Source organism: Dyella mobilis, assembly GCF_016904945.1.
Classification (GTDB): Bacteria; Pseudomonadota; Gammaproteobacteria; order Xanthomonadales; family Rhodanobacteraceae; genus Dyella_B; species Dyella_B mobilis.
On record NZ_JADIKF010000035.1, the window covers coordinates 25,099 to 49,176 of the forward strand.

Here is a 24,078-nt window from a genome sequence, read left to right on the forward strand (position 1 = left end):
TGGCAATCGGCTTGTGCGCGCCTAAAAAAAATCTTCGTATCGGCTTAAATGGAGCGATAGAGGGTACTGCGTTCTAGCGAATCAAGAATCGCTTTTGCATGCTTACGTCAGCGATTCTGCTGGCCACCGCAATCCTTCGGATGCTTGGCTGTGTGCGACTGCCCCTCCAAACGACCCCTGAAATAAGCCCAGGATTAACAGTTGGGGATGTGGTTGGTCGCACTGTCCGCGAAGCTGGCGACGCATCTATTCGTTTGCACGGTACGCTGAGTCTCATGATTTACGTTTCACCAGGATACGGATGACGCGAGCGATTTGGGCATGGGATCACATGTTTTTTTCCGTGATGTACTTGTCTTGTCATGGATATTCCAAGAGGGGAAGGATATGGAAGAGCGGGAAGATATGCCGAAATGCTTTTCACGGCCTGGAGAAGCTGCTGAGCGCCTTGCGGAACTTTTTGTCGGTGTCGCTCAGGAGAGCCGTATCCGCAATGGGGAGCAACCGGCGGAGCGTGCCGTCTTTCGAAAATTGCATGGCGTCGCACATGGACGCCTTGAAGTGCTGCCGACGATTCCAGCGTCGTTGAGGGTTGGCATATTCGAGCACCAAGGTCTTGATGCGTGGGTGCGCTTCTCGAGCGATACGGCACCCATGTCGCCCGATCTCACATCGACGTTGGGTATCGGCATCAAGCTTTTCGGTGTGACCGGTCTGAAGGCGCTGGGGGATGACGGCAACACCGCCGACTTAATCATGCAAAACCACCCTGTGTTCTTCGTTGACAATGCGGAGGATATGCTGGCCTTCACTTATGCCGGCGTCGTGGCGAAAGACTATCCCGGTTACTTGAAGGACCATCCGAAGACGGCAAAGATCCTCGACGAGATGGCCAAGGTGGAGGGCAGTACGCTTACTGCCACCTATTGGGCGATTCTTCCATTTCATGCGGGAGAAGACCGATATGTGAAATATCGGTTGGAGCCTGAAACGTTGCCGGAGAACGTACCCAACAATGAGGCCGATTACTTAGCCATTGACTTTCGCCGTCGCTTGGCCGAGCGGGAATACCGTTTCCGGTTGATGGTTCAGTTGCGCACCAACGAGAAGACCATGCCGCTTGACGAGGCGACGGTCGAATGGCCGGAATCGGAAAGTCGTTTTATGCAGGTGGCGACGCTGGTTCTTCCGCGCCAGGACGTGACGATACGAGGGCAAGCCGAGTATGGGCAGGGGTTGAGCCTCAACATCTGGCGCGTTCCGAATGTGCAACGGCCCGTTGGCTCCATTGCTGAAGCCCGCAAACTGGTCTATGCCGCAGGCGCGAGGGCGCGGCATGAGGCGAACGGACAAAGCCTGGAAGATCCTTCCAAACCGCGTGTGGCGGGTCATGCGGCTGCACAAGAAGACACGTGCATTGTCAATGCGGTCATCTATCCGTCAATCGGTATCGCGCGCGTGGGATCGAGTCCGACGGACTGGTTTATCGGGCCGGAGGTCAGCGAACCGCCACCCCATGCTCCAGGGTTTTATCGCGATAGCGAGAAACGCCTCAAGCGACAGGCTGCTAGGTTTCGCCTTTATGGCGTCAACGCCAAGGGGGAAATCGTCAAGGAACTCAACGCCTCCAATGCAGATATTGAATGGAAGGTGCAGCTCGCTAACACCAAAGCGAGTTGGTATGGATTTCAGCTTGCACAAGATATTCCTGAAGCAGCTTCGGCGCCGCCAACAACATTGCGTAACAGTGCGGTCAGTGATCGCGCCAAGCTTGCCATTACGCCAAAACGGCGCACCATATACGGAAAAAATGTGGCCGCGCAACGTTTTGACGACGGTGAATTCATGGGAAAGCGCATGTATCTGGGCGAAATCCTGACCGACGAAGATGGCAATCTAGTCGTGCTCGGCGGGCATGGTGTATCAGCGTCTTACGATGGCAGCCGCGCGATCACTTTCGCCAACAATGAGGGGTGGCATGATGACGTATCGGATGGGCCTGTTACCGCAACGGTCACTTATGATGGTCAGTCCGTGACAGTGGTTCCGGCCTGGGTTGTGGTGGCACCACCCAATTACGGTCCACAACGTAAATCGGTGCGCACGATGTGGGACCTGATGCGTGATCTGGCCATTAACGCGGGTTGGCTTCCGGCGCCAGCGAGGCCAAGCTTTACTCACGACATACTGCCTCTCTTTGAGCGACTGAACGGCCTGCAATGGGTCAACGCTGGGTTTGCCGCTGGATTTGGTTGGAAAGGGGCCGTCGATCTGACCAGTTCAGATACCCTGACGTTTTTATCGAGTGCGAGCGGTGCTTATGTAGAGATTCGGCGTACCGTTGCCAATCAGTTTCGCAATGACAATATCGACGCTTGGTCCCCAAAACCCTGGCCGTGGGTATACGGCGATGCAATGGCGGTTCCGGCTGCGCAAACACCTCGGCAGAACTGTGCGCTCACTGCCACCCAACTTGCCATGCTGGCGCAATGGGCTCAGGGAGATTTTATCGAAGACTACGACCCCAAGCGCCAGCTGCCAGCCGATATAGATCATGTGCCGCTGAAAGAGCGTGGGGATATGCTGACTCGTGCGGCTTTGGAATTTTGCCTGGCTGATGCCTTTCATCCTGGCTGTGAGATGACATGGCCAGTTCGTTCGACAAAGATGTACATGGCGCCGTTTCGCTTCAAGCATGCGCCGGACGAATGGATAGCGCCGGAGCCCGGCGAAGTGTTTACCAGTGACGATCTCAATCTGCCCAACGGCGCTCTGGCTGGACAGCAAGCTGGGGGTATTACGCGATGGATGGCTGTGCCGTGGCAGACCGATACTGCAAGCTGCCGCTCAGGCTATGACAAGTCATATGATCCTTATCTACCCACATTTTGGGCAGCACGCGTTCCTAACCAGGTGCTTACGCGGGAAAACTACAAGATCGTGATGGACTCCAAGCGTCCACTCGAGGAGAGACTGGCTGCGTTCGCCAACCGTGCGAGCTGGATCGAGCCGCTTGGTTCGACAAGCTACACGCACCAGATCAACAATATGATTCAACATTTTGATCATCTAGGAGTGGTCGAGTCGCATCAAGGGCCCAGTGACGATAATCATTTCCCAGGCGTCATCGAAGTCGAAGATCAGCACGTTCCGATCCACGATGTCGATTTGACCGGACATGGCGCGCAACAGGGGCACGATCCCGGTACCGTAAGGGTGCAAGTAGGTGCCGCAACGCGAGTAAGTGCCGTGTCCGTAGACGTCATGACGATCGAGAAGGTGCGACGCTTCCCGAATGGATTGCGAAGCTAAGAGGCGCTATGGAGCTGGAGGCTGATGTGTTGGTTGTGGGTGCTGGTCCCGCGGGCTGCACCACAGCCCTCAATCTGGCGTCATCCATGCGCGTGCTAGTTGTGGATAAAGTCAGTAACCCAGGCATGCGCATTGGTGAATGTCTACCTGCAGCCGCTAACCGTCTGCTCCAGGATATGAGGCTGTACGACTCGTTTATCGCCCAAGAGCATCTTCCTTATCGGACGATGCGTAGTGCTTGGGGAGGTAGCGCACTCTTGGAGCAGGATGAGATGCGCAATCTGGATGGTCACGGTTGGTATCTGGACCGTCAACGCTTCGACATCTGGTTGCGCGAAATGGCCGTACAACGTGGGGTAGCGGTCATCGACGAAACGACCGTGCGCGAATTCGGGCGCGCGGGCGACAACAAGTCTTGGTGTATCACGCTCGAACGCGGCGGTCGTCCGCTTATGGCGCGAGCAAAATTCGTAGTCGATGCCAGTGGTCGACGCGCCGTAGTTGGTCGTCGCCTGGGCGCGAGATACGGACGCCGGGATCGCTTGACGTGTGGCTGGATTTACGGGACCGATACCGTACCAGCTTCCGACCAAATCGGCGGTGGTGAACTGCATGCGGAGAGCGAGGGCTGGTGGTATACCTCGCCCCTACCAAGACATGGTCGTATTCTCGCGTTCTATACCGATGCAGACCTTCCTGCCGCACGCAGCCTACGTTCCCGTCAACAGTTACTCCGGCGTGCGCACGACTATGCTCCGTTAGCTAGATATTTGGTTGACTGCGGCTTTCAGGCTGCGGAGCATCATGGTGTTTGCGCTGCCCACAGCGTGATACAGGAAAACGTCGTCGATTCTGCATGGCTAGCGGTGGGGGATGCTGCGATGGCTGTCGATCCCTTGTCATCCATGGGTCTGTTCAATGCGCTTTACACGGGGCTTTCTGGCGCAAACGCGATTTACCGTTGCCATGCTTCTGATGATAATGCTTCATTCGAGAACTACAGGGAGCAGTTGAATAGCATTTGGCGCTTATACACGGAGCATCTCGCGGGATGTTATCGACTTGAGTCGAGGTGGCAGCATTTGCCTTTTTGGAGGCGTCGAACGGGGGTGATGTGACCGTCAAACCGTGGCTTGTTACATGTTGGCTCCGATGAATTAGCTAATCCGAATGCAAATAAATAGGCGTACCGTAATGAGCGTAGAAGAGTCGAGATTCAAGTCGTATTTCGATTCTGCCGAATCGGCACTGCTGGGACAGGATGGTATGTCTTCACATGCGGGGCATAGTCTCAATAAAGGGACTCCACGCGAAGAATTTGTGAGGGGATTCTTGAGGTAAAATGTGGGTAACACAGTAATGATCGGAGAAGGGGAGATCATTAGTGCAAGTTATCATCACGGTGATGCCCTCCACGAACCACAGCTTGTCGAGCGTGGTCAATCCGACGACCGTCGTTGTTCGATAACAGGATTAAATCTAAATCAAAATTCGCGTTATGGTTGGAGTTAAGGAGAAGGCAAAAGGCATTGCAAAGCCACAGGGGGCTGCATGATGCGCGCAAGTATTGCGGGATCTTTGTTATTACTACTGATGATGGCGGTAGGGGGCGTTTTTGCGAATCAGGTTTTTTCCCGCGATGCCACGCATCACGGGGTGGGCGATTTTTCCTGTGTTCGATGGACCGGTGCTCGAGCGCGTCGAGATAGCGCGTCGGAGGACGTGATGGTCGCTTGGACGGAAGGCTATCTATCAGCCAGGGTGTCCGATGGCGTGGTCACCGACGCCAGCGATGTCGAAGACATTCGCGCTTTCTATGACGACTATTGCAAAGCCAAGCCAACAGTGACGCTCTTTGACGCGGTAAACGATTGGATTGAGCAAAGAAGAAACGAGATAAAATATTCAAACTGAAGTAGGTGCTCACGGCTCGGATTGCTGCCAACTTGCCCCCGCGTCAGCGAAAGGAAAGGCAGGGAAGACTTCCAAGTGGTCGTGACGTCTATGTTCCGTAAAATCGTGCGGTGTGGGGGTTACACAACGAATTCACACGCGCCATTCAACCATTGTGGTGGGGTGGCCGGTGCCTATGCGGCCTATATCGGAAAATTCTAAGAGACGTCGCCATATCTCGCTAAAGGGGCACGGAGCATGGGGAAAGGAACAGGGGCTCGCTGGCGCGAATGGCTACTTCAGGTCGTGGTTGCCTTGGCGTACGCGTTCGTTTACATCGCCGTGCACCCCATTTCAAATGCGCACTGGCAGATCCGGACGGCCGTCCGTCTCGCCTCGCTACTGCTAATGCCCTACCGCTATTGGCCTGCCATGCTGGTGGCCGAAGCTATCCCCAATGCGTATGAAGTGCTGCCTTGTTTGTCATCATTGGGAGCGGGCTTTGTTGCTATTCGCAGTGTTCCACCGATATTACCAGCGATGCCGGTCGTGTGGTGGTTTCGCAGGTCTGGTATTTTTCCCGCGCAGCGCCTCATAGACGTCAAGATGCTGCTTAAGTGCGCATTGATCGTGACGCTCGTATCGACCGGTTATGACTACCTGTCGATCTCCTTTGTGCACATACCCAACCAGTTCGACGCTCAACCCATCATGGCTCTCGGCTATGCGATAGGAAATTGCATTGCCATCATTGGTATTGTCCCCATCGTTCTGTTGATGAGCCTTGACATTCGCAAATGGGGCTGGCGCGATCAAATGAAGCATATGTTGGGGAGCAAGCTCACTCTAGATATGGTGCTGTTTGCAGTGCCGTCGCTTGCCCTTCTTTCCTATGCGGTCCTGCGTAGTCACGACGAAGACGTTAAGCAAGTGGCCCGAATGGCTATGTTTGCTCCTGTTGCGTGGTTGACACTCAAGCACGGATGGCGAGCGGCGGCCGTGGGTGGAGCACTTGCGGCTGCATGCGTCTGTATTCTCACGGAATCACGACCTGAAGCGAAGATTCTGGAAGTGCAGGCGCCTGTGATGCTTGCGATTGGCCTCTTACTGGCGACAGGGGCTCGCATTACGGCTCAACGCATCCAAGAGGAACGCTTACGGCGCGGCGATGTCACCATGAAACGAATCGCTCGACAGACATTTCTTACGAGCGAGCGCCGTGGGCGTCAGGTATCTATTGCTTTGGAGCGTTTGGCTGGTGGTTTGCACATAAGCAATAGCCAATTCATCGATCAATTACGGCGACTCCTCCCTGGTCTAGATCACCAGACGTATGCCAAGCAGGTGAAGACGACTCAAGAAAAGGTCTATGAATTGGCAGAAAGTCTTCACCCCTTGGCTTGGCGAGAGCGTGGGCTTCCTGCCGCACTCAATGAAACAATTGCGCGTGCGCTAGATGAGGCAGGTATTGCCTATCGGTGTCACATCACCGGGCGTGGATTTATCCGAATGTCGCCTGCGCTTTTAACGGGGGCTTATCGCTGTGCTTGCGAGGCAGTTGTGCTTCTTAGTGAGAAATGGCATTGCACGCGAATAAGCCTCACGCTGCGCGGTGGTGAAACGAACGGAAAGAAATGGGTTGTATTGAGGGCTCATGGATTTTATTCGCAACGCGATGTTGCGGAAGCGGCTCTGCGATTATCCGAACGCAACCACCTTGCTCCGAGGCTCGGCGCTATTGGTCTTGATCGTGAGCAATTAGCGGATTTCGCAAGCGTTTTTAATGGATTGGTGCATGCCCGATCGCAGATGACTTGTGACCAGCTTACCATTTATCTCCGTGACGCAGGAGCGGGCGCAGAGGTCGATGATGAAGTCGAACCTCTACGTTTGTGGGTGGACTGAACGCTTACGATGAGCCTGATCCACCGCAGTTATACGGGTCTTGGCAAGCCTCTTGAGCAGTGAACTTTGTTGCTCCATTGCTTTGTGGTGTCGCAGTGACTGTGATGGTGCTGTCACTGTAAATGGTCGTTGCAGATGATGACGTCGTTGAAGATGTTGTCGTGGTGACATTTTGTGCATCAATGCCTACCGGCAATACAATCGTTGTGCCACTGGCCGTGCCAATCGCCGCATGCACCGTGCCGTTTAGGTCGTTGACCTGAACGTATTCCACGCCGTTGAGATAAAACACATACACATGCCAATGAGGATTCGCGCTGACATCGGCGGCGTTCGGCCATGCCTGGCCCAAGCCTGTAGCAGGCGTTGAAGTCTGCGCAAAGACCGTAGACGTCAAGCCGAGGGCAACAAAACCGGCGAGTAGTGCTTTGCGAACTCCATAAACGCAAGACATAGGCTTCCCCTTTAAAAGCCGGTAGACCATCTACCGGACAAAATGGAATTTAACAGGGGAAATGTGTATGCAGAAATGAAGGAAGTTAGGGTCGGTAGGTTAATGATTTATTGCGGACTCGCCAAAGTGTTGCTTTCACGTTTCCTGCACATTTACTGGCTGTGCTTTGAAGTGATGTTCGGGGACGATCCCTTGCGTGCAAGGCCCAGGGAGCGAGGTTTGCCTATTGGAAGGCGGTCCGGTGCAGACGATGATGCGATTCACTTCATTGAAGCCGATCTGGAACGCGACTTCACAACTCATTGACAAATTCGTGGACACCATGGCTCGCGCAAGGTTGTGCTCATTTTTAACTGAACCCATGGAACACGGAATGGAGGGTGACGGTATGAAGCGCTACGTGCAATTTGCGATTGCGATGCTGATTGGGATGATTGATGTTGTACATGCGGATGACTCACTAAGGGTGACATTGTCCGAGCCTACAAAGGTAGCCGATAAGCAAACGGGTGTTGTCATTCTCACGTTGACTAACGATGGGAGCGCGCCAGTCGAAGTATTGAAGTGGAAGTCTCCCTTTGTTGCAGCTGGTAGAGCGCTTCCAAATGATCTTTTTGTAATCAAGGATGCGAATGGTGCTCAAGTTCCCTACACTGGGAGCTTTGCTAAGTTCGTCGGAATGACGGCGGACAGTTTTATTCACCTTGGGCCAGGTCAGTCTGTAAGCGCGTCAGTTGACCTTTCCAAAGACTATGCACTGAAAGCGGGCGCCTACACCGTTACTTACAATCAAGACCTTTCGGCGGTACCGCCGAAAGCTGGAAAGACCGACGCCGCGCCGACGCCGTGGCTAGCAGGTGCGCATAGTGTGAGCAACGTACTTCAGATCGAAATAAGCGGAAGCCTTCTCCAGGGTAAAAAAGCTTACGAGACTAATGGAGGTGCGTTCGTTAACCCGGCTGATGCGTCATCTTGCGGTGACAACGAGTCAGTGGTTACGACAGCCTTGGCGGAGGCAAATACCCTTGCTAACGCAGGATTGACCTATGAACAAAATAATTGGAGCAACACTATGGTCAATGGTCAAATGGTGTTAGTAACTGGATACCCACTGCTTGGTATGAATACTGGTTAGGTAATGACGGGGAAATTTTGGGAACGGACTTTGAAGATTCGTCTTACACGGGTGTCATGACCGATCACGTCATGCCGCTATGGGCCATCGCAGCGATGACGTTCAAGTTGCAAAGTAACGAGATCAATTTGACGTGTGATGCCTGTGATGGGTGGAGTCCTGACACGGCAGCGCATTCCACTACGTCTACTCCATTTTTAATTTATTTGTGCCAAAAATATTTCACTCTTGGGACGACTGGTGCAGATTCGCAAGGAGGCACGATTCTCCATGAGCTGACTCACTTTACCTATTCATTCCAGGAGAATGGGTGCGAGCCATTACCCAACGATGGCGTGGCATGTCAGACGCAAACAATTACCATCAATGGAACGGGCGATTATGCGTACGGTACTGCCGCCGCAGCAGCGTTGGCAGCTTCAAATATTCATGAGGCACGGTACAACGCAGACAATTGGGAGTTTTTCTACGAAAACCCAACGAATCTGCAATAAGCATTCTCATAGCCAACCGTCGCCAACGTCTACGGCGACATGATCGGTGGCAGCGGCCTTGTTTTCCAATACCAATGACGCGAGGTATCCGCCGCTGCCATCGAGCTCGTGCGTGGCTTTGGCCACGATCCAAGCGTAGGTGGTGATGGTGACGGGCCATCCGATGAGTTGGATCGGCGTTTCCGGAAAGATGTCCGGGCGTCCGACTGCCAGATCCAGTGTAAAGGTGGCGGCACCGCGCTTTACACGTGCCAGTTCGGCCTCGGCGGCACCCTTGGTGTCCGCCTCGGTCGGGAGGTCGCCGCGCAGGATCTTAACGTGCCCATTGTTACCTGCGAGCGCCTGGTGACCGCAGGCACCATTCATGTCGTACCAGCGCGCCCGGACGCCGATGTAGGCGCTGCGGTCGATTTCCTGGAAATGATGATGATCACCGCTGCCACGCCGAAGCTTGACGGTAGGTACTCGCCTAGACGAGGAGAGGCGGCTGCGTGCTATCAATGCGTCAGCCGCCTCGGGGCTTTAAATTCTAACGGCGTCGTCCTCGTCGTCACGATCGGATTCCGGCACCGTGTCCGCGTTCTTGATAATACGGCGTGTAAAGTCCATGGGAATAATCGCTTTCCCTGTATCAATGGTGTAATCGCCAAAACGATTAATGTGTGAGGTCCGGTAGGGAGACAGGCCGCTTAGGACCTCAGGGCTGATCTCAATGCCCTCATCCCTTAGCAACTCAAGCACGCGCGACATCTGCTCGACATTGTTCAAAATCACCATGTTTGCTACAAGGTGATTGTAGGCAATGATCTTGCGTTGCTCATGGCGGTCGTTTTCACGAATGATTCCCATGCCACCAAAGAACACCCACTGTACGAAATTATTGAATTGCTCACTCTTGTTGGTGGCTGCCTGAATGACCCTCCTTACTTCAGGATCATCGATGTAACGCAGTAAAAACAGTGTGCGTATGACGCGGCCGAGCTCCTTGAATGCAAAATAGAGCTTGCTCTTGTTGAAATTGCCAAACCTGCGAAGAATTGTCGAGGCTGAAATCTTGCCCTTCATGATGGACACGGCTACACGCAACATGTCGTGGTAATGCGTCTGAATCAATCCCCAGTCAATGACGCCTTCACTGAAAAGTGACTGAATGTGCTGATAGGTGACGTCGGTATCCGGCTTGGACAGCGCAAGGTCCTTGATGTTACGGATACGCGGCATCAATTGGATGCCGAGGAGGTGCGCAAGGGCAAAGACGGGGAAATTTTGAGCCTGGGTATCACCATGCACGGTATCCGGATGGATGTCGGATTTGTTTTCGATCAGGCCATCCAGAATGTACACCGCCTCGTACGCCCCGCAGGGAATAAAGCGGCTGAAGAGGGCGATATAGTTATCCGTGACGTGGTAGTAGCCAATGCCGCCGTATCCACCGTAACGAATGTGGTACTCCGACAACATGTTTTCTTCGTACACATTCCACTTTGTTCCGTCGGCCGATGCCGACTTTCCTTTACCCCAGTAGCTGGGCAATTCGTACTTGTTGTAGGCGTTGATGACATCAGTGCAGGCCTGTTCGAGGGTATCTTCGGTCACCATCTTTAGATTCAGCCATGAGTGCTGGCGGCGATTGAGGCCGCGGATTGAGCGGGCTGTCTGCGTGGGACCTAAATTGCAGCCGTAGCAAAATAAGGTTGCGACCACTCGATTGCGAAGATCCTTGATGCGGGACTCCGAGCCGGATAATGGCTTGAAATACTTATCCATATCCATCCAGTGCGTCACGTCTACCAGGACGTCGATGATGCTCGTTTCTTCCAGTCTTTCAGTAATCAACTGGTCAATGGCGGCAAGCGCTTGAGATATTTCTGTGCGCTTGAGCTTTTTCAGCACCAGTCGGCCGTCAACGATATCGGTATCGATGTTCTCGGGGAATCGAGCGTCGACCTCCAGGCACTTGGCCCTAAGCTGCTCGCGCAGGCCCGTGATGAAAGGTTCCGGATCCGTATCGACACCGGCCGCCTCACCGTACCCCTTCAATTCCTCCAGGAAGGTGTCGTTGTCGACCAATTCCTCACGATAGTCATCGTAGCGATCGCCGCCGGGCACAAATACATCACCTGACTTCAGCTCATTCTTAATCTCGAAAAGAACGGCTAACTCGAAATAACGGCGATGCATCCATCCCGCGCGATCGGCGCCCCAGGTTTTCGGGAACACGTGCCTTCGCCAGTTGACAGACATCCAGCTAAAGTCACGTTCCATGTCCAGGCCAAAGGAAGCAACCTCAACGACTTCCTTCCGCTGTGAGCGCAGCTGACCCATTGCAAGAATCAAACGCTCCATCGTCATATCTTGTGACGACGTCCTAAGGTCCATGATCTGGAGGCAATTTAAGAGCAGTGCACGTATGCTTGCATAAGGCTTTGCCAGGAATGGTAGGAAGTTCTTGTCAGCATGCGCCATATGCTCTTCGCAATCGGCGAGAAGCTGCGAGACATTTGGCTCGACGACATCGCCGATCGCATCGATGCGTTGAGTGTCGGTGCCGTCCAGGCGATAGGCCTCCAAAATGTTCTTAAGCTGCGCAATGAGGTTGTCGGTGCGCTTGAGGTGTTGAGCCTGGTAGGCCAACAATGACTTTTGCGCGGCGTTCTCCAGGTTTTGCATCAACCGTATAAATAGGTCGGCCGCATCATCCAGGACTTTCCCCAACTGGGCACGGATAAAAATGGCAGCAAGGGCGTAGCGCTTCTCGGGCGTAAGCTCCGCTAATTCGCCGGCATCCAGAGCCCGGGCCATGTTTCGAAAATATTTGAGTTTTGAAACGGGCATTTCCATTTTTGGAATGGCATCTGCCAGGCTTTGTAGCCGCTCGACATGTTGCAAGTAGGAGCGCACTTCCTTGTTGCCTGGGCGCTTGGGTTCGCGCTTTAGCGCTTGCCATCCGGTGTAGGTATTTCCCGGTGCGACCGCAAGTAAGGTGTCAATCAGCTTCTTTGCATGGGGTGACAGGGCGTTCGTGATGTTTTCGTAATGGCCATTGTGGATCACCTCACGTGCGGATGCTGCGATGTCATCCAGCATGCGAAATGCAGGCATTTCATAACGATGGTGCGCCAGTTCTTCAACCATGACGTTGATGATGTCGGCAAGCATGTGCTTGGTGGTTGCCGCATTTTCCGCGACTGTCTTCAACCAAAGTCGGCCCTCTTCGGCGAGAGGTCGTACATTGAAGTAATCGCGAAGTTTCGCAATGTGATCGCGCCGTACACGCGATTGATCATACTCATCCAAGTCCGATGGAGACAGCTTGAGTTGATAGCTGAGGGATTTGGCGACGTGTCGAACAATGCGCTCGGGGGTGTCCTTGAGAAGACCGAATGTTCCGAGCCGTTGAAACATTTTGAGCTGCAGGGCCAGCATGACGCGGCGATGTGTCTGAGAGCTCACTGTCTGAATGAACGCCATTTCATCCAGTGTTGGCGTGTAGTAGTCGTGAAGCTCTTTTGAGGATATGTCTTGCTTCAGGCGGGGATAGTTGGTTTCGTGGGGCGCAGTCATACAATCAACGGTCTCCGTGTAGAGGTGATTGAGAGGTGCTACTAAGCCCAGCGGCGATCATGGACCTCGTCGTAAAGGGAGGCGTCCAGATCGTGATCGTGGTTGTCAGCGATCCGATACAGGTCTTCGATCAGTGAGGAGGCGATCTCACTCAGGACAACGTCGTTTTCCGCCTCGACCGTCAACGCATATTTGGATCGGTCACGATTGAGCGCGACGGCCTGATGGGGTGCCAGGCATATTCCTTCGATGGTTTGGCGTAGTTGTTTGGCGCCCTTTCCCTTACGCCTGGGCGTAAGTCGCACGGTCAGCGTCAACGCAAAGGTGGGAAGTGTCGCGGCTGCCGCCATGCTGGGCGAGGGAAGGGTGAGCGGCACGGAAGGAACGAGAGGGGAAGGAAGTGCCGCTTCGATCCGTTGTTGGCCGAACGCATCCGGTACGTCGATGTAGCGCATGGCCGACTGCACGTCCTTCCAGCCCACATATTCCATCAGGGCTTTGATGTCCCATCCACTGGCATTGGCCCAACCTGCAAAGCCGCGGCGTAACGAATGACCGCTGTAGGCTGCCGGTGCAGCCAGACCTGCTCGTGTGAATAGCCGCCGCAATAGAGGAACGACGCTGTTGGAATGCAGGGGCTTGGCTGCCAGGCCGCCCCATTGATTGACGCTTCGGAAAAGAGGGCCTTCGGTGATAGCCGCTGCGGTCATCCAATCTAGTGTGGCCGTTACCGGACACCACCGGCTCAAGGCCGGTACGGGAAATGTGGTTCCGACGTTTTGGCGATCCCCTTTCGTGCGAGGCAGGAAACAGGTCATGCCTTGGCCCGGAACAACTTTGATGTGCTGTGCTTCCAGCCGCGTTAATTCATCCGTCCGAAATCCGCGCCAGAATCCCAAGAGGAGCATGGCCTTGTCGCGCCGATGACGAAGGGCGGTGCTGACATCGCCGCATGCGTCTGCCGCTGCCTTGGCCGTATCCAGCCAGTCCGCGATCTTGGCGATAGCCGTCAATTGCAATGGCTCCGCGCGCTTTGGTTCGACCGGATGCAAAGTCTTGATGCCCTTGAGGGCATTTTTGACGATGGGCGCGGCTGTGGGATCGGCAAAGCCATGCTCGCGATGCCACTGCGCGAGCGCAGCGAGTCGGCGGCGCAACGTGCTTACGGACAGTGTCGCGGCATAGGCTGCTAAATAGTCGGCGATGTTTTGGGCCGTAGCAGGAAGCAACCCGCCAAAACTGATTTCAAAATGCCGCAGGTCGGACGCATAGCTATTCAGCGTATTTTCGCGCTGCGCAGCTTCCAGGTACTGCTCAAGGGTATGGGACGGCATAGACGATGAGTGCGTGGTGGGAAGAAAGGGATTACAGATTCAGCAAAAACGTGACATGCCGATCCGGCCATCCCAGCGGCGCGGGGGATCGCGGGCCATCTATTGACGTCATCCCTTCGAACGGGTCAACTAGAGACGCTCTTTGGGAGATGGCATACCTCCCTGAACCGCCGCGAGGCTGATGATGCCTACCAACCCGGGCTTTCGGGTGGAGGCGCTGCGTGACCGCTATCCGCGAGCTCGGCCGCTGTTTGTTGACCACCGAGTACCGCGCACCCTCGAATACGCCGACTTTTACCGTTCTTTTTACCTGACACCGATTGCATTGGGTGCTGACGGGCGAATGGGGTTCGGCATAGCGAATGGGCGTGGTGCGTCGCAGCATACTCGGATCCACTTTGGCTGACTTCGTCATTGGAGGCGCTCGTTATGAAGGGTTATTCGCTTCGTTTCTACATGCACGAAAACCAGAAACACCGTGGCATGCTGCTGTACGAATGGGTCCTGGAGAAAGCCAAGGCGACTCACGTCCACGGGGGATCTGTCTTCAAGGCCATTGCCGGTTTTGGCCGTCATGGGGTTATGCATGAACAGCATTTCTTCGAACTGGCCGGTGACATGACGGTCTTGGTGGAATTCATCGTGGATGACACGGATGCGGGCAAGTTGCTCGACATCGTCCATGAGGATGGGGCGCCCCTGTTCTGGGCCAAGTTCCCCGCGGAATTTGGTATCGTCGGAACGGATTGACGGTACCTGCTGATGGGCTAACCACGTTAGCGTCATGGCCGTCGAGACATCATCAGTAGGTGAAGGCACTTCAGTGGGTTGATGGCCCATGCTGAGAGCGGTATGTCTGCAAGGTAGATGCGGACATACCGCGCAGTGATGCGGTGCTTTAAGGCCGTATACGCCTGCCATCTAACGTCCCAGTTACGATCACTTAGCCGATTAGTGAGCCAGCTACCCGACTCAACGGGGTCTAGCCGTTCAACAGCAATGGCGGCGGCGGCGCGCACTCGCGAGTTCGCATGGTGTATCAACTGTTTGAGAGCGGCTGCCGTGGGGGTGTTCCACCGATGTATGCCAAAGACGAGTTCGTCTTCCGAAACGGCCGTCATGACACGATGCAAATTCCTGGCATTGTCACCGGTCCATTGCAGCAATTGAGTCAACAGCCAATACCGTCCCCAGGTATCTGAGGGGTGGGCATTGTCATAGATGTCTCTTTCCCTGTTAGCTCGCAGGATGTCGAGCCCAGACTCCAGGAATAGCGGTCCTGCTTGTTGCAGTCGATCACGACAGGCCGATGCCAAGATAGGATCTTTGCTTAATACGCCATGCAAGAGGGCCTCGATGGTGGCGGTGTCCTTTACGTCAGGCATCACCAGAGCGGCGGCGCTATGTACCATGCAGCACGCATGGCTCAGTGCTTTGTCTGTAAGCCCTCTTTCTACGGCAACGTGAATGGAGGCCAACCATCGAAATGCACGGACGAGAGCAAGACGCGTGCGGGGCGAATCGCTGGAAGGGTCTAACCAGGCCTGTATTGCGGCTAACACGGACTGGACGCTTTCGGGTCGCAACGCGTGAAGGGCCGATTCAGCGGGCGACGCCAGTACATCATCGGTGAGTAGCTCGACTAACGATGCCCTCAACCCGAGCACCCTCAACGTTCCCGCCGCACGAATGGCAGAGGGCAATCGTTCGCTTTGAATGGCCCAGCAAATATCGTCTACGGTGGCCTCATTTTGCACGACCAAGGCGCCCATCGCCGCATCCTTGACCCGGTATTCGGACTCAGCCAGACCGGGAGGGAGCTCGTGAAGGGGATACGCACGAAGAAGCTGACGTAATAGTTCAGGCACTCGCGCATCGTGAAGACGTCCCAACATTTGCACCGCCAGAACACGGGGTTGGGATACCGGTTGGGGACCTTGTTTTAGGTAATGGGCTAACGGTTCAATGGCGCGATGGCCTAAAGCGAGAATGTTCTCAACAGCCATCTCGCGTCTGGCCAAATCATCGAGCCATGCAGCGACCTGGATCGTATCCTTCTGGGTATTCGGGCCGTTCATGGGATCGATGCCTGCCATGCGTCGGCATGGCCGATCACAGCGCCGACTTTGCGGTGATATCGGAGGCTGACAACGGCTGCCATACAAACGTCGTAACGTGGATGATGCCGTGCCACGTGGAACGACGCGGCATGCGGATGCGCCCGCCGAGTTTCGATGCCAGTACCACCGTAGGGGTAACACGTACATGTTTCCTCGATTCTCGCGCAGCACTCCGGACAGAAGCAAACGATATGCACAGACATGGTTTAGCCCGGACGCTCTGACATTGATGACGATGCCTGACACGTCCGATCGCCTAATAATGTGGTGAGATGCTCAAGGTCGTTGTTAAGAGTTGCCGCATCGGTGGGGATCCCCGAGAGGAGAGCCCCTGACGCCTCCATGGTGTGATGGCGAAGCTCTCGCACGCGCTGATCCAGCCAATGATTGAGCTCGTTGGCATACGCGTCAAAGCATTGGTTTAAACGGTCACTCACGACGCGTTGCAGGCGCCGGCGAAATAGGGGGCGACGCCATAAGCTTAGGCCCATCCCCGATGAAATGTGCCAATCGCTCGGAAGCGTCGCAGCAAAAGGCGGCGCGCCACGCAGCACCTGAGCAACGGCCGAAGGGTTCATGTCGTGGGTGATTCGGCGCAGTTCGCCCAGGACATCGCGGACCACGGCGTCGGCGAGTGCCGCGGCACGGTCGGAGAGATCCTCTGCTGTCAGCGTTAGGTTCCTGGGTGTTTGCGCCGTCACTTCCTCAATGATGACGTCAGCGCCGCGCTCGGCGAGATCGCGAATCAGGCTGTGCAGGCGTGGATGAACATCGTCCAGATCGGCCAGAACGTCGGCATGCCCGCCCACGTCATGCTCGGGAGGAGATAGCGCGGGCAGTTCTGCAATCGCTTGCTGTAAGGTAATGCGTACTCGATTGGCCAGGTCCAGGACGCGACCCTGATGTCGGACGCTGGCTTGTTCTGCGGTCTTTTGAAGGCCCTTTCGAAATGCATCATCGAGCCACGCCTGAAGCGTGTCATGGTGTTCCGGCTGGATGCTGACAGCCTGGACAGATACGGACTCTCGCACGGCCTCACGAAGCGCTTGCGTCACATATTCACGTTGTTGGTTCAACGCGTCGCCCGATACGGTATCGGCCTTGGTGAGCACGACAAGCCAATAAGCGCCGGCATCCCTCAGCGCACGCACAATGTCCAGATCTTGCGGCATTAAGGTCGCTGCCGCATCGATAGCGATAACGCCCATATCGCAGCGCGGTAAATAATCGAGCGCATGGGCCGATGCATGCGCGTGAAGAGAGCCGAGCCCAGGCGTGTCCGCGAGAACGACGCCGTTTTGAAGAATGGCGGCTGGAAAATGGATGCTCACTTCGCGCAGGCGAAGGCGATTGCCGGGATTGCCCGCTTCGTCGACATAGTCGTGCAGATTCTCGGGCGCAATGGCCTCCACTTCACCCTCGACATTCATGGCGCGAATGTCGATGTTTTCGCCGTAACGAATGCGGGTGACGACCGTTGTAACCGGAACAGCTCCCACTGGGAGCAAAGGGTGGCCCAGAAGGGCGTTGACCAAGGACGACTTGCCGCTACTGACGCGTCCGAGAAGGGCCACCTCTACGCGGTCCCCCTGCTCGCGAGCGAGCAGAGCTTCCAGCCGGCTGCGATACTCGAACAAACGATGTCGCTCTATGATCTCCGTCAACGCAGCGAGCAACACATCATCGATTCCCGATGGCAAACGCAGCGGCTCACGGCGGAGCTCGCCGCCCATGGTGTTGAGAAGCATGACCAATTCAGCGGATAGCGCGCGGCAAGCTTGTTCATCCTCGGTACTTATTTCTCCATAACCGCGCAAATTACCTGGACGAAGCTCGTAGACGGCGTTACGTATGAGTGCAAGGTGGGTTTCAAAGCTCCAGGATGCTTCAATAAGATCATCCTGCCGATAGTCGATGCGGTACGTGTCCATGAAACGACGCATGACCGCACGCAGCCGCGCCAGATGGGCCACCAACGCGTCGATTCGCTCCTGCGAGGGAAAGTTGCGGTACTCGTGGAACAGGGCGTCCCTGTCATTCCCATGAAGTTGCGCAATCGACTCGCCTACCTCGCGTTCGATGTGGCGTAAGGCGGTAGCGAGATAGCGACGGTGGTTGTCCGAAAACATGCCTCGCCAGTGAATTTAGGTGAGACCGAGTGCAAGAATGAGCATCAACAGCACGCCCACCATGCCTAGGTAGATATTCATATGTCCCGATTGCAGCGGCCCCAGTGCCTTGGCCACGCTTTGCACGATCCGGGTGGGTGTACGAAAAACGGCCGCTTCGAATAGCGGCGACACACTGGCCGTATGACGCATCTCCTGGACAAAGTATTCGCTGTGATCGGGGCCTTGCTCCACATCGTCGGTGGGGTGGTAGACAAAGCCGTAGAACGTACGCATCGCGTTGGAGAACGCCAAGGGTGTGGTGTTGCCATGAGCGGGTTTGGGCAGGCCTCCAAACCATGCACTTGCCCGGCGCACGCGATGGCGTCGGCGTGCCATGCCAAGTAGCACGAGGGGCACAAGCGCCAGTAATGGACAGGCGATGATCAACTTGGTGGGGGAGATGAACGCGAAGGTATTGGTCAGCGGGACGAGGATCAGGCCATCGTGTAAAGGGGCGGCCGGCACATCCGCAAAGCGCGCATGGACGGCAGCGTCGATCGCACTGAGCCACCAGGGCATACCGACGGCGAGCGCAAGAACGGCCAGGCCGAGTAATCCGGTGGCGCATGCATAGCCGCGCTCTGCGCCGGGAAGTGGTGTTTTTTTGGTTGCATCACCGAGAACCCCGAGTCCGGCGAGCTTCACGAAGGTCGCAAACGCAATGGCCGCGGTTAACGCCATGCCTGCGCCGGCCAACGACAAGGTGAGTCGTGCGGGCATACCTGCCAGGTGGAAGCCTTGGAATAGCGTCTGGAAGGTAAACCATTCGCTGACAAAGCCAGCTTGGGGCGGCATCGCCGCCAAACTCATGCTGGCAAAGACCACGCCGATGCCGTAGAGCCAAGGGCTGCGTCGCAGCAGCCCACGTTGAATGAGTTCGTAGTCGCCGCTTACGCGATAGGCCCCGTCGGCCGCCAACATGAGGGCGCCCTTGGCCAAGGCATGGCCGGCCAAATGCAGGAGTGCCACCGCAAAACCGAGACCGGCCAGCGCATCCAGCCCTTCACCCCGAAAGAGCTGACTGGCGCCCAGCAGCGTGACGGCGATAGCGGCATTTTCCGCCGAAGAAAACGCTAGCAAACGACGCCAGTCATTTTCCTGGAAGGCGTACAGCACAGCGAGGATGGCGCTGAGTACCCCGAGCGCAACGGTAATGATCGCGAGTGCCACATCACCGGGAAGCCAGCTCGTGAAGGCGCGCGCCAAGGCGAAGAATGCGGCGTTTAATACGATGCCCGAAAGGATCGCACCACTGGCACCGCTGCCTTGGCCATAGGCGCCGGGATACCATTCATAGAACGGCAACAAACCCAGTTTGGCGCCAAAGCCAATGAGAAGCAGCACCCCGATAACGACGCGTCGCCACGTCGCAAAGGCGACACCCACGTTGGCGAAATGGTCGAAATCGAGGTGGCCTGCACTGGACGAAAGCATCAGTAAGGCCGTAAGCAGTGCTACCGCGCCAACCTCCAACAACGACAGCATGAAAAACAGACCGCGCCCCTCGCGGGTGTCGCCAAGCTTTTCGCCGATCAACAATACGGCGCCGCCCAAGCTCATGACTTCCCATGCCACCAGGAAGCTCACGGCATCTTGCAGGCCAAAGCACCCCAGCGCGCCCAGCATGGACAATGCGGCGCCGGAACACCAACTGCGCCACCGTAATGAGGTGGTACCCAACGCCGTGGCGAAGAACGCTGCAAGCGCACCAAAGAGCAGTAGCCATAGCGCATCGGGGGTGAGCATGAATCGTGCGCTGCCGGCCGGCCCCCATGACGTAGTGAGCGCGGGCATCGCCATGCCTCGGGGCAATTGCCAGAGCGCGGCGATAGCGAGCAGTAGGGCACCCACGGCGAGGCAGGCGCGCGCGAGCACACGTCCGATTCCCGCGCACGCCAATACGAGGCACAACAGCCATAGCACCGCGGCGAGGGGCGCTAACCATTCAGGGCGCATGGACACGTCCTCTCTGGATACGCTGTGGTTTGCGCTCCAGCAATAACAAAAGCGCTTCAATGATGGCGGCAGGATTCGGCGGGCAGCCTGGCAACCACACATCGACTGGGAGGATGCCTTCCACGCCGTGTCCACCCGCATAGGTGTCTGCACTTACGCCACCGCAGACCGCGCAGGTCCCGCAGGCGAGTACACGCCGCGGCTCGGGCATGGCTTCCCAGGTGGCCATCAGCGGCTCGCGCATAGCCGCCGTGACTGTGCCCGTCACCAGCAGGAGATCCGCGGCGCGAGGGGAGGGGGTGAAAAAGATGCCCAGCCGATGCAAGTTGTAAAACGGATTGACGAGTGCCTGCAGCTCCGACTCGCAGCCGTTGCAGGAGCCTGCATCGACGTGGCGGATGTGTAGGCTGCCGCGGAAGCTTGCATCGATATGCGATATCAGCGCGTGTTCCGAACGCGTTGCAGGATTCGATGACCAACGCAGATCCTCACGTTCGCGGACTCCAAAAGCCCATTCGGCCCCAGTCTGCAGGGTGCCGCTGGGACACGCATCGACGCACAGCTGACAGGCAATACACCGGCCATAGTCAAGTGTTGCGAGGCGGTCGCGCGTATCGAGCTGGATGGCCCGTGTCGGGCACACCTCAGCGCACGCGCGGCAGGCATCGTGACACGGCTCGGCGCCAATGGTTGGCATGCCGTAACCGCTTTGCTGACCGGTATCGCCTTCGGGGCGATCCGGCCAGTTCGTGGTCGCAATGCCTTGGCCCAATCCTCGCAGTGTCCACAGCGGCATGGGGTTCTCCTAGCGGTCGCAGCCGGCGATGGTGAGACCGAAGCTGGCCTGGTTGATGGCGTAATCCATCATGTTGGTTCGATGCACGGTGAAAGGAAACGCCCGCCAATTGGAGAAGGAGGGCGACTTGATCTTTACCCGTGCGAGCTTTCCGTCGCCATTGATATGAACGGCATAGAACAACGATCCCCGCGGCGATTCGGCCCAGCCCAAGCCTTCCGATCCGGGTTGCAGGGGACATTCGGCACGCACAGGACCGGCAGTGAGCGAGGGGATCAAGGTGTCGAGCAAGTCAAAACTGGCACGCAGCTCCGCCGCGCGGACTTTGGCTCGCGCGTAGGCATCGCCTTCATCGGCCAACGGCACCGACACTTTCAGCCACCGGTACGCCGCATACGGATGATCGCGGCGCAAGTCGCGGTCCAGACCCGACGCGCGTTCGACAGGACCGGTAGCCCCTTGATCGAACGCCACTTGCCTTGTCAGCACGCCGGTCGTGATAAGCCGATCCAGATAACTGGTCGTACGTTCCAACTCCACCAGGTAGCTATCCACTTGCTTGCGTAGCACGTACAGCGTGTTAAGGCAGTCATGCGTCATCGTGATATCGCGGCGCAAGCCGCCTGGTGTTAGCACATTGCGCAGGAAGCGGCTGCCGGTCATGTGCGCATTGAGCTGTTTGGCACGCTCCGATAGCAGCGCTCCTTCCGCATGACCCACTTTCAACGTGGTGGTATCGGCCAGATGGCCAAAGTAATAGAGATGGTTGTAGAGACGTTCCAATTCGGCCAGCACGGCGCGCCATTGCTGGGCGCGCTGGGGTACGTCACATCCGGCCGCGTCCTCGATCGCTTGGCAGTAGGCCAAGGCGTGCGCCACGCTACCCACACCGGAAACACGCTCTGCGATCGTGGTGGCGGTAAGCGGGTCACGCCCCTCGAACGCGCGCTCCATGCCGCGATGTTTGAAGAACAGACGTGGCTGATAGTGCAAGATCGATTCGCCGAGGTAATGAAAAAGGAACTGGGCTGATTCCACAGCACCGGCACGCACTGGGCCAAAGCTCAGCAGTTGCACGTCATCACCGTGCACATCCGGGACGTGATGAGGGGCATGCAACTGACGCTGCCAGCCTGATGCGTGAATCAGTGGGGTGGTGTCCATCCAGCCGTCGGCGATGAGTGGATAGGGTTGCGGATGGTCGGTGAAGCACACCCCGTACAGATCATGGATCTCGCGTTCGTACCAGCCTAGTAAAGGGGCGCACGTGGTGAGGCTCGGCAGCGTGTGTTCATCGGGGCGACAACACCAGACCTGGAAGGGCTGACTTGGCGCGGGCGCGGCCAGATAGCGTACCTCGATACGATCGGTTTGCGCGTGCCACGCGTAGGCCATTTGCATACGGCCGCCGGTGGCGAGCAACGCTTGGACACGCGCGTGTAACGCCACCGGTTCCAATGATAGCTTCTCGAACCCGAGGCTCATGGCGATGCCCCGAGTGTTGCGGCGATGCGCTGGAACAAGGCCATCCATGCAGCGGGCCACCACACGCCAAGGATCAACAATGGTGCAAGGGCGAGTGCGATGGGCCACACACGCCAGGCGGTTCCCGACGGTTCCGCGGCGACCGGTTTATCCAGGGGGGCTCCCAGATACATGGTCCGAAAGTGGTTGAGGAAGGCGATGAAGATGATGATCAGCAGGACTAACATCGCGATGGCTGCCCACAGGTTGGGGCTTGCCCAACCTGCGCGGAGGATCGTGATTTCGCTCAGAAATAAACCGAATGGCGGCGCACCGGTAATGGCTATGGCGCCGCATAGCCACAACCAGCCTGAGATGGGAAAGATCTTTAAAATGTCGCGAAGATCTTCGATGCGTTTACTGTGATAACGATGCATCGCGTTGCCGGCCCCAAAGAACAGGAGCGGCTTACAAAGCGAATGGTTGAGCATGTGGTAGAGCGCGCCGGCGATGCCGAGTGGTCCACCAAACCCAAACCCAAGCGCCAACACGCCCATGTGTTCGATGCTCGAATACGCCATCAAACGTTTGATCTGGTGTTGTCGCACGATAAAAAACGCGCCGACCAGCAGCGACAATACACCAAGCGCGACAAGTGCCGTGCGCGGAAGGAGGCTTTGTCCGGCCGCATCCGTGGCAGCAAGAAAGCGCACGATCCCAAGCATGGCCGTGTTGAGAAGTGCCCCCGAAAGCATGGCCGATACGGGGGCTGGGCCTTCGCTGTGAGCATCCGGCAACCACGTATGCATCGGCGCCAAACCGACTTTAGTGCCATAACCAATCAGGGTCAGCAGGAAGCCGAGCTTGAGCAGCACTGGTGGCATCTTGGGGGCCACCTGAGTCAGCGATTGCCACGTGAGGCTGTAGGTTTCGCCGAGCACGAAACTGCCACCCCAATAGAGCAGCGCCGTGCCGAGCAAAGCAAGGCTGATGCCGGCAGAGACCACGATAATGTATTTCCAGGCAGCTTCCATGCTTTCGGGGGTTTGTTCAAAGCCGACCAGAAAGGTGCTGACGAGCGTCGTGAGCTCGATGGCGATCCAGTACACGCCGATGCTGTTGACCAGCGGCGCGAACAGCATGCTTAAAGCAAAGCCGGCTTGCAGTGCGTAGAAGGCAGGAAGTCGTCGCTCACCGGCCTCATCGTGACGCATGTAGCCGATAGCGTAGATCGAAGAGAGCGCATAGACGATCGCGACGCACATCACGACCCATGCACCGAGTGGATCGAGTAAAAGGTACCCGTGGAGGAGTTCCTGGGGTGCCTCGATCGTGAAAGGAAGCGGCAGTCCCACGGCCAATACCATCAGGCTGGCCAGCAGGTTCAAGTACTCCGATGCGCGCGGTTGGCGCAACGCCAAACCGATGACGATCGGCAGTAGAGGAGCCCCCAGCAAGATAGCAATGCGCAATTCCATGC

Annotated in this window: 17 protein-coding genes and 1 riboswitch; of the genes, 7 read left to right on the plus strand and 10 right to left on the minus strand. The window is 56.5% G+C overall.

Annotated elements, in window-relative coordinates; all coding sequences use genetic code 11:
• The first annotated feature begins 387 nt into the window (after positions 1–387).
• The 4 genes from ISS99_RS03990 (at position 388) to ISS99_RS04005 (ending at position 7,110) form a co-directional block, all read left to right on the plus strand.
• Positions 388–3,312: a LodA/GoxA family CTQ-dependent oxidase gene (locus tag ISS99_RS03990; protein WP_204630297.1), complete on the plus strand. Its 2,925-nt coding sequence runs from the start codon at positions 388–390 to the stop codon at positions 3,310–3,312.
• Positions 3,313–3,320: 8 nt separating this feature from the next.
• Entirely contained in the window at positions 3,321–4,430 is a 1,110-nt protein-coding gene (locus tag ISS99_RS03995) for an NAD(P)/FAD-dependent oxidoreductase (RefSeq protein ID WP_204630298.1), read from the plus strand.
• Positions 4,431–4,863: 433 nt separating this feature from the next.
• Positions 4,864–5,226, plus strand: coding sequence for an HdeA/HdeB family chaperone (locus tag ISS99_RS04000; protein WP_204630299.1), 363 nt, complete (start codon positions 4,864–4,866; stop codon positions 5,224–5,226).
• A gap of 237 nt (positions 5,227–5,463) precedes the next feature.
• Positions 5,464–7,110: a hypothetical protein gene (locus ISS99_RS04005; RefSeq protein WP_204630300.1), complete on the plus strand. Its 1,647-nt coding sequence runs from the start codon at positions 5,464–5,466 to the stop codon at positions 7,108–7,110.
• 4 nt (positions 7,111–7,114) lie between these two features.
• Here the strand turns inward: ISS99_RS04005 and ISS99_RS04010 are convergent, their stop codons facing one another.
• Positions 7,115–7,564: a hypothetical protein gene (locus ISS99_RS04010; RefSeq protein ID WP_204630301.1), complete on the minus strand. Its 450-nt coding sequence runs from the start codon at positions 7,562–7,564 to the stop codon at positions 7,115–7,117.
• A 388-nt stretch (positions 7,565–7,952) separates the two neighbouring features.
• Here ISS99_RS04010 and ISS99_RS04015 point away from each other — a divergent pair, with 388 nt between their 5' ends.
• Positions 7,953–8,699, plus strand: a complete 747-nt coding sequence (locus ISS99_RS04015; protein ID WP_204630302.1) for a M35 family metalloendopeptidase — start codon at positions 7,953–7,955, stop codon at positions 8,697–8,699.
• Between the two features lie 56 nt (positions 8,700–8,755).
• Entirely contained in the window at positions 8,756–9,193 is a 438-nt protein-coding gene (locus ISS99_RS04020) for a M35 family metallo-endopeptidase (RefSeq protein WP_204630303.1), read from the plus strand.
• A gap of 6 nt (positions 9,194–9,199) precedes the next feature.
• On the opposite strand, the gene ISS99_RS04025 is transcribed toward ISS99_RS04020, so the two are convergent.
• From ISS99_RS04025 to ISS99_RS04035, 3 genes are read right to left on the minus strand one after another with little or no spacing between them, the layout of a single operon-like run.
• A complete protein-coding gene (locus tag ISS99_RS04025; protein WP_204630304.1) occupies positions 9,200–9,694 on the minus strand; it encodes a hypothetical protein in 495 nt (164 codons plus the stop codon).
• Between the two features lie 21 nt (positions 9,695–9,715).
• A complete protein-coding gene (locus tag ISS99_RS04030; protein WP_204630305.1) occupies positions 9,716–12,757 on the minus strand; it encodes a Tn3 family transposase in 3,042 nt (1,013 codons plus the stop codon).
• Positions 12,758–12,798: 41 nt separating this feature from the next.
• Positions 12,799–14,091: a site-specific integrase gene (locus ISS99_RS04035; RefSeq protein ID WP_204630306.1), complete on the minus strand. Its 1,293-nt coding sequence runs from the start codon at positions 14,089–14,091 to the stop codon at positions 12,799–12,801.
• A gap of 136 nt (positions 14,092–14,227) precedes the next feature.
• Positions 14,228–14,289, plus strand: a riboswitch (Fluoride riboswitch).
• A 231-nt stretch (positions 14,290–14,520) separates the two neighbouring features.
• Between ISS99_RS04035 and ISS99_RS04040 the strand changes: the two genes are divergently transcribed.
• Positions 14,521–14,841, plus strand: coding sequence for a DUF190 domain-containing protein (locus ISS99_RS04040; RefSeq protein WP_204630307.1), 321 nt, complete (start codon positions 14,521–14,523; stop codon positions 14,839–14,841).
• 32 nt (positions 14,842–14,873) lie between these two features.
• Here the strand turns inward: ISS99_RS04040 and ISS99_RS04045 are convergent, their stop codons facing one another.
• From ISS99_RS04045 to ISS99_RS04070, 6 genes are all read right to left on the minus strand, one after another.
• Entirely contained in the window at positions 14,874–16,187 is a 1,314-nt protein-coding gene (locus ISS99_RS04045) for a HEAT repeat domain-containing protein (RefSeq protein ID WP_204630308.1), read from the minus strand.
• 230 nt (positions 16,188–16,417) lie between these two features.
• Positions 16,418–18,340, minus strand: coding sequence for a dynamin family protein (locus ISS99_RS04050; protein WP_204630309.1), 1,923 nt, complete (start codon positions 18,338–18,340; stop codon positions 16,418–16,420).
• A gap of 15 nt (positions 18,341–18,355) precedes the next feature.
• Positions 18,356–20,338 (minus strand): complex I subunit 5 family protein, encoded by a 1,983-nt coding sequence (locus ISS99_RS04055; RefSeq protein ID WP_204630310.1) that lies wholly within the window; start codon positions 20,336–20,338, stop codon positions 18,356–18,358.
• Positions 20,328–21,134, minus strand: coding sequence for an NADH-quinone oxidoreductase subunit B family protein (locus ISS99_RS04060; RefSeq protein WP_204630311.1), 807 nt, complete (start codon positions 21,132–21,134; stop codon positions 20,328–20,330). Before ISS99_RS04060 ends, ISS99_RS04055 begins: the two co-directional genes overlap by 11 nt.
• Positions 21,135–21,143: 9 nt before the next feature.
• Positions 21,144–22,619, minus strand: coding sequence for a hydrogenase large subunit (locus ISS99_RS04065; protein WP_239537657.1), 1,476 nt, complete (start codon positions 22,617–22,619; stop codon positions 21,144–21,146).
• Complete coding sequence (locus tag ISS99_RS04070; protein ID WP_204630313.1) at positions 22,616–24,076, minus strand: proton-conducting transporter transmembrane domain-containing protein; 1,461 nt, start codon at positions 24,074–24,076, stop codon at positions 22,616–22,618. The genes ISS99_RS04065 and ISS99_RS04070 overlap by 4 nt, the downstream gene beginning before the upstream one ends.
• Positions 24,077–24,078 lie beyond the last annotated feature (2 nt).